Here is a 5,622-nt window from a genome sequence, read left to right on the forward strand (position 1 = left end):
AACATGGACATGCCCATTACATGGCCCGCGCAGCCATCAGTACCACGATCGAGCGACCACGAACCAGGGAAGATCGGACTTAACGTCCACTGAGATCTCGGCGTTGCTCAGGAGGTGTGAAGCATCCTTGTCAGGAGCCGAGTGCGGGCCGATGTGAACCCTGTTCGGGTGAGAGCCGTACTGATCACGGGGCTGCGTCAGGCGATGGCGAGTCCTGACCGTTGGTGATCAGCGAGTGGGGGAGTGTTTGTTAGCGGAGCCCGACCGGGACCCACAGTATGAGGAGTACTGCTTTCAGCGCGCCGTCGATGCGCTGCTTGAGGGCGCGTTCGACCAGGTGGTGCGGGTGGGAACGGAGATCCTCGCAGAGGCTGGATCGGCGGCGTTTACGAGTCTCCTTCTTCGCTTGCGGCAGGTGGCGGCGCTGATGCCCGCTCATCCTTGCGGTCTGGTGTTTCCCAGCAGGTACTCGTCCGTTTGCCAGGGAGCTCGTCGGGTTCCCCACGCGCGGTGGTCCGGTCGGACGGCCGAGTCGGATCAGATCGATGGAATGGAGCTGACATCAATGCCTTGGACAGGGCTGCCCGATCCTGTGCGACGCCGGTTGGAGACGGCTGGTACTCCGGCCGACTTCACGTACCTGGCCGATGTCGCGTCGCAGCTGAGCGAGGTGGGCCAGCAGTGGTACCGCGATGGACAGCCAGAGGAGGCGATAGGCCCGACCCGGGACGTCGTGGAGATCCGCCGGAGGCTGTCGGCAGCCGACGCCTCCCGCTACGAGGGAGGACTGGCAACGGCCCTGAGCAATCTCGGGGTCTATCTCTTCGTGCTCGGCCGGCACGAAGAAGCCCTGGAGCTGACGCAGGAGGCTGTCGACTCATACCGCCGGGTGGCACAGCGCGACAGCCGTTACCGGGAAAGCCTGGCCTCGGCCCTGAACAACTTCGGTAACCGCCTGGCGGTGGTGGGCCGCCTGGACGAGGCTCTGACGGTCACGGACGAAGCCGTCACACTACGCCGAGAGCTGTTCGCCGTAGACCCGGCCCGGTACGGGGGAGAGCTGGCCGCGGCGTTGAACAACCTCGCGGTACGGTGCAAGGAGCTCGGCCGTCACGAGGACGCCGTCGAATACGGCCAGGAAGCCGCCAGCCTGAGGCGGGTCCGGGTGAACACCGCACACGATCGGCACACGCGTGATGCCGAGGAGGCGGAACTGGCCGCAGCCTTGAACAATCTCGGTGAGGCCCTGGCCGCCTTAGGTCAACGCGCGCCGGCGCGCGAAGCGAGCACCGAGGCTGCCGGCATCTACCGGGCGCTGGCACAGGCATATCCCGGACGCTATGCGACAGACCTTGCCACGGCCCTGAGCAACCTCGCCAAGCGTGAATGGGAGGTTCAACGGGCCCCGCAGGCCGCGTCGGCCGCCGAAGAAGCCGTCGCGCTCTACCAGTCTCTGGCCCAGACCAACCCGGGCATACTCAAAGACTTGTCGACTGCCTTGAACAACCTGGGCGTCTACCGTGCGGCAGCCGGACGAGCCGCTGACGCCATGCAAGCGTCCCAGGCCGCCGTGACTCTCAGCAGGCACCTGGCCAAGACCAATCCCGGCTTCCGCGGTGATCTCGGGATTGCTCTGAACAACCTTGCCACCCGCCTCGCCGAAGCCCGCCGCCCTCACGAAGCGCTTCCCCACGCAAAAGAGGCCGTCGGCTACCTTCGCGAACTCCACGCGGCCTTTCCCGAACGCTACCGCCCGGACCTGCTCGACTGCCTTGCCAACCTCTCCAACCGCCTCACCGAACTGGGGCGCGAGGAAGAAGCGGAACAGTACCTCGCAGAGGCCACTCGAATCCGCCGGGGACGGATGTAATCAAACATCACCCCGGAGATCGTCGCGGACCTCAAGTCCCCCACCTGGGTCCGCGAAGGCCGGCCGCTGGTGCCGATCGGTGACAGCGGCACGGGCAGTCCCACCTGCTGATCGGGATCAGCACCGCGATCACCGAGGCACCGAGGGGAGGCAGCCGCGCATGGTTGGCGCTCGCCAGACCTCGCTCGGGTGTCGAGAAACGGCCGTCTGCCGACACTTGAACCCATGATGGCGACCCCGCAGGTGGGCCTTGCCGAAAACCCGAGTCGGAAATCAACGTCGGTGAACGGTCCGGCCGATAGATTCCGACACATGCTCATCGGCTACGCCCGGATCTCGACCGCCGACCAGAACCCCGACCACCAGATCGACGCCTGCTGCGGGCCGGAGTCGACCGCAACAACATCCACGTCGACACCGCGAGCGGCGCGAAGGCATCCCGTCCTCAGCTCGACCTCGTCATGCAACTGCTGCGCGAAGGCGACACCCTGAAGGTCACCCGGCTGGACCGCCTTTCCCGCTCGGTGCTCCACCTGGTGACCCTCGGCGCCGACCTACGTGAACGCGACATCGGACTGCACGTCATCGAGCAGGGCGTCGATACGTCCACGATGGAGGGGCGTGCAATGTTCGGGATGCTCAGCGTGCTGGCCGACCTCCAGCGCGAGCTGATCGTGGCGAACACCAACGACGGGCTCGCTTCCGCGCGGGCTCGCGGCCGGGTCGGGGGACGCCGCCCCAAACTCACCCCGGACCAGGCCGAACTCGCCCAGCAGCTCTACGACGCCCGGGAGAAGACCGTTCAGCAGATCGCCGACCTGTTCGGGGTTCCGAGGTCGACGGTATACGGGCACCTTGACAAGGCCAGGACCGTGCCTCGCCAACCGAAGAAAGCCGCGGTCACGAAGCCCTGACCGCTCGTTTGCGGCTGGTGACACGGTTCTTACCGGCACGACGGCCGTGGGTTCAGCTTGACTGAGGGACGTTCATCGGAAACCTACGGTCTCTGCGGCAGGCAGGCTCGAAAGTGCGGTGGGTTCGTCGCCGCTGTATGGGCAGGATACGAGGGACTGGTGAGGTTGCATGTTCAGGTGCCGCGTATTCTGCCGACCGGCCACCTCGCGGTGAGTGGCAGTGCAAAACTCTAGGTGTGGACATTCTTGAGAAGATTGTCGTGCCAGTTGTCACTGTCTTGGTCAGCGGCGTACTGGCCTTTCTCACGGCACGCGTTGAGGCGCGAGCACAGTTGCGTCGCCAACAGCGCCTCGACTACCTGCTCAGCGCATACCGCACGCTTACCAACTGCGCCCATCGCGAGTTGTCTCCTGATCGCGCTTATGCCTTTGAACAGGCCATGGCTGACGTCCTCTTGCTGGGGACTCCTGAGCACATCAAGCTCGCAGCTTCGGTGCGAGACTCTCTGGCTCGCGAAGGAAGCGCGAGCGTGGACGGGCTGCTCATCGCTCTGCGGCGAGATCTCCGAAGCGAGCTAGGCATCAGTGCTTCCGAGCTCGAAGGCGTTCCCATTCTCCGAATGGCTGCGACTGAGTCAGAGACCAGGGAGACGTGACCGCCATTCGCTGTCGGTAGCCTGCTCTATCTCGCCGTCGAGCAGGCTCTGGGCGATGGCCGCGTAGCGGCTCGCGGCGGTGTGGGACAGGTTGAAGACCATGGCGAGGTGCAGCGGGTCGGCGCCGACGGTCAGCGCCTCGTGCAGTACCCGGTCGCCGCGGATGCGTTCGAGGTAGACGCCCTGGTGCAGCAGGTGCCGCTTGAGGTATTCGGCACTGACGGGCCCGGTTCCCAGGGCGGTCTTCGCGTTGATCAGCACGTGCCGGTTAGAGGTCTTTGGCCAGGTGGTGCGACGCTGGGCGAGCCAGGCCAGCAGGGTCTGGTGGGGCAGTTCGCCGAGTCGTTGGGCGTGTCCGGCGATGGTGATCCGGCGGTTGGGCAGGTCGAGGTCGTCCAGGGTGAGGCGTCGGATGGCCGTGGCGCGGGCGGCGTGGACGGCGGCCAGGGCGACGATCAGCTGTTGCGCCGGGGTGACGGCGATCTGCTGGACGGCGAGGACCTCGGTGTCGGTCATCGGCAGCAGGCTGCGCGGGATGTCTTCGGTCTTGAGCCGGGTGGTGGGGTTGGCGAAGATCAGGCCGCGCTTCTTGGCGAAGCGGAACAGTGAGCGAAGTGCGGCGATGGCGTTGCGACGCTGCCATCCGCGCAGGGGTGACAGCGCGGCCGTGACGTCGGCGACGGTGATCTCGCGCAGGTGCCCACGGGTAGCTGCCCAGTTCTCCAGCAGGGGCCGGACGCAGCCGAAGTAGACGTAGAGGCAGGTGTGGGACCGGGGCTTGGCGCGGACGTCACCGTCGAGGAGGACCAGTAGCCACGCGCGGACGTCGCTGGCGAAGCCGGCGGGCAGTTCGCCAGCGCGGGCCTCGATCCAGGAGCGGATCGCCAAGGAGCTGTCGTCTTCCAGAAGGTGCAGGTCGGCGAGGACCTCGGCGACCCGATGGCTGGAAGCGTGTCGCGGTATTCGCGTACGGACTTCGGTGAGCTTCACGGGCTTGCCGGGCGGGCGGTCCTCCAGCACCGCCGTCAGGCCGTCCATCGCGCACCGGACGAGCGACGGTGACCATCCGTTGGCCTCGCCGAGCTGCTTGGTGTGGGCCGCGGCAGACCGGAGCGCGGGGTTGTCCGAGTTCAGGGCGGGATGCTGCCAGCGGGGCGGGGGCGGGATGCCTGCCTTGCGCCGGTGGTAGGAGGCCAGGGCACTGCAATTGCGGTTGCAGTAGGCCCGGTCTCGCCGCGATCCTTCGGGCAGCGGCTTGCCGCAGTGCACGCAGTTCATCGAGGGGGCAAGGACCTGCCCGTGCGAGGACGCGGGGCGACGGCGCGGGGTTGGCCCACCGCGGTGGCCTGCGAGTCCGCCGCTGGCGCCGGGGCCGGCACCTGCTCCGGCTCGGGCAGGAGCAGTTCCTCGACGCCGCAGCCGAGCACGGCGCAGATGACGTCCAGCTCGTCAAGCTTGACGGTGTTCGGCTGGCCGGACCACAGGCCCGACATTGTCAATCCCCTCGAACTGTGGAGATCTTCTAAGCGGCCAGCTCCAAGGCGGAGTTGGCTCGATGGTCGTGCTCGTAGTCGGTCGGACTCTGATATCCACACACGCTGTGTAGTCGGTGCGTGTTGTAGAAGCCGGTGATCCAGGTCGCGATCCGCAGCAGGGCCTCGGTGCGGGTGGCGAACGTGTGCCGGTGGACGTACTCGACCTTGAGCACGCTGTTGAACGCCTCACTGACGGCGTTGTCGAAACACGACCCGACGCGGCCCATGGACTGGGTCACGCCCAATCGGCGGCAGGCCCGGCGAAAGCGCCTGGAGCCGTATTCACTGCCGCGGTCGCTGTGGAAGATCACGCCCTTCACGTCACCGCCTCGGGTGGCCGCGGCCATGTTCAAGGACGCCACAACCAGTTCGGCGTCATGGCGTGTGCCCATCGCGTAACCGAGCAGCCGGCGCGAGAACAGGTCGATGACGGTGGCCAGGTAGACCTTGCCCTCACCGGTGGCGATCTCTGTCATGTCGCCGCACCACACCTGGTCCGGAGCGTCCGCGGTGAAGTCCCGCCGCACGAAGTCCGGGGCTGCGGGACGCTTGCCGGGCCGGGTCAGCCCGCGCCGCCGCCGGACCTTCCGTCCGGCCAGGCCGAGTTCGGCCATCAGACGGGCCACGGTGTTCACCGAGACGCGCCA

The 5,622-nt window shown here is 66.8% G+C and carries 6 protein-coding genes; 3 read left to right on the forward strand and 3 right to left on the reverse strand.

Annotation, left to right across the window (positions count from 1 at the left end):
• The first annotated feature begins 550 nt into the window (after positions 1-550).
• The 3 genes from ACFUJR_RS38615 to ACFUJR_RS38625 all read left to right on the forward strand — a co-directional run bounded on the left by ACFUJR_RS38615 (position 551) and on the right by ACFUJR_RS38625 (position 3,440).
• Positions 551-1,870, forward strand: a complete 1,320-nt coding sequence (locus ACFUJR_RS38615; protein WP_383180841.1) for a tetratricopeptide repeat protein — start codon at positions 551-553, stop codon at positions 1,868-1,870.
• A 404-nt stretch (positions 1,871-2,274) separates the two neighbouring features.
• Positions 2,275-2,784: a recombinase family protein gene (locus ACFUJR_RS38620; protein WP_383180854.1), complete on the forward strand. Its 510-nt coding sequence runs from the start codon at positions 2,275-2,277 to the stop codon at positions 2,782-2,784.
• 236 nt (positions 2,785-3,020) lie between these two features.
• Positions 3,021-3,440, forward strand: a complete 420-nt coding sequence (locus tag ACFUJR_RS38625; protein ID WP_383180844.1) for a hypothetical protein — start codon at positions 3,021-3,023, stop codon at positions 3,438-3,440.
• Here ACFUJR_RS38625 and ACFUJR_RS38630 read toward each other — a convergent pair.
• The 3 genes from ACFUJR_RS38630 to ACFUJR_RS38640 form a co-directional block, all read right to left on the reverse strand.
• A complete protein-coding gene (locus tag ACFUJR_RS38630) occupies positions 3,420-4,718 on the reverse strand; it encodes a hypothetical protein (RefSeq protein ID WP_383180847.1) in 1,299 nt (432 codons plus the stop codon). The two genes, ACFUJR_RS38625 and ACFUJR_RS38630, sit on opposite strands and share 21 nt — an antisense overlap.
• Entirely contained in the window at positions 4,715-4,933 is a 219-nt protein-coding gene (locus ACFUJR_RS38635; protein WP_383180849.1) for a helix-turn-helix domain-containing protein, read from the reverse strand. The genes ACFUJR_RS38630 and ACFUJR_RS38635 overlap by 4 nt, the downstream gene beginning before the upstream one ends.
• A gap of 29 nt (positions 4,934-4,962) precedes the next feature.
• Positions 4,963-5,622: IS3 family transposase (locus ACFUJR_RS38640; protein ID WP_383180851.1), on the reverse strand; the 660-nt coding region annotated here is incomplete at its 5' end.

This window comes from Streptomyces sp. NPDC057271, from assembly GCF_042668715.1.
Classification (GTDB): Bacteria; Actinomycetota; Actinomycetes; order Streptomycetales; family Streptomycetaceae; genus Streptomyces.

What these genes read in the sequence shown, in the direction of transcription:
- ACFUJR_RS38630 (WP_383180847.1), bottom strand. Translation starts at nt 4,718, where the DNA reads ATGAACTGCGTGCACTGCGGCAAGCCGCTGCCCGAAGGATCGCGGCGA.
- ACFUJR_RS38615 (WP_383180841.1), top strand. Translation starts at nt 551, where the DNA reads ATGGAGCTGACATCAATGCCTTGGACAGGGCTGCCCGATCCTGTGCGA.
- ACFUJR_RS38635 (WP_383180849.1), bottom strand. Translation starts at nt 4,933, where the DNA reads ATGTCGGGCCTGTGGTCCGGCCAGCCGAACACCGTCAAGCTTGACGAG.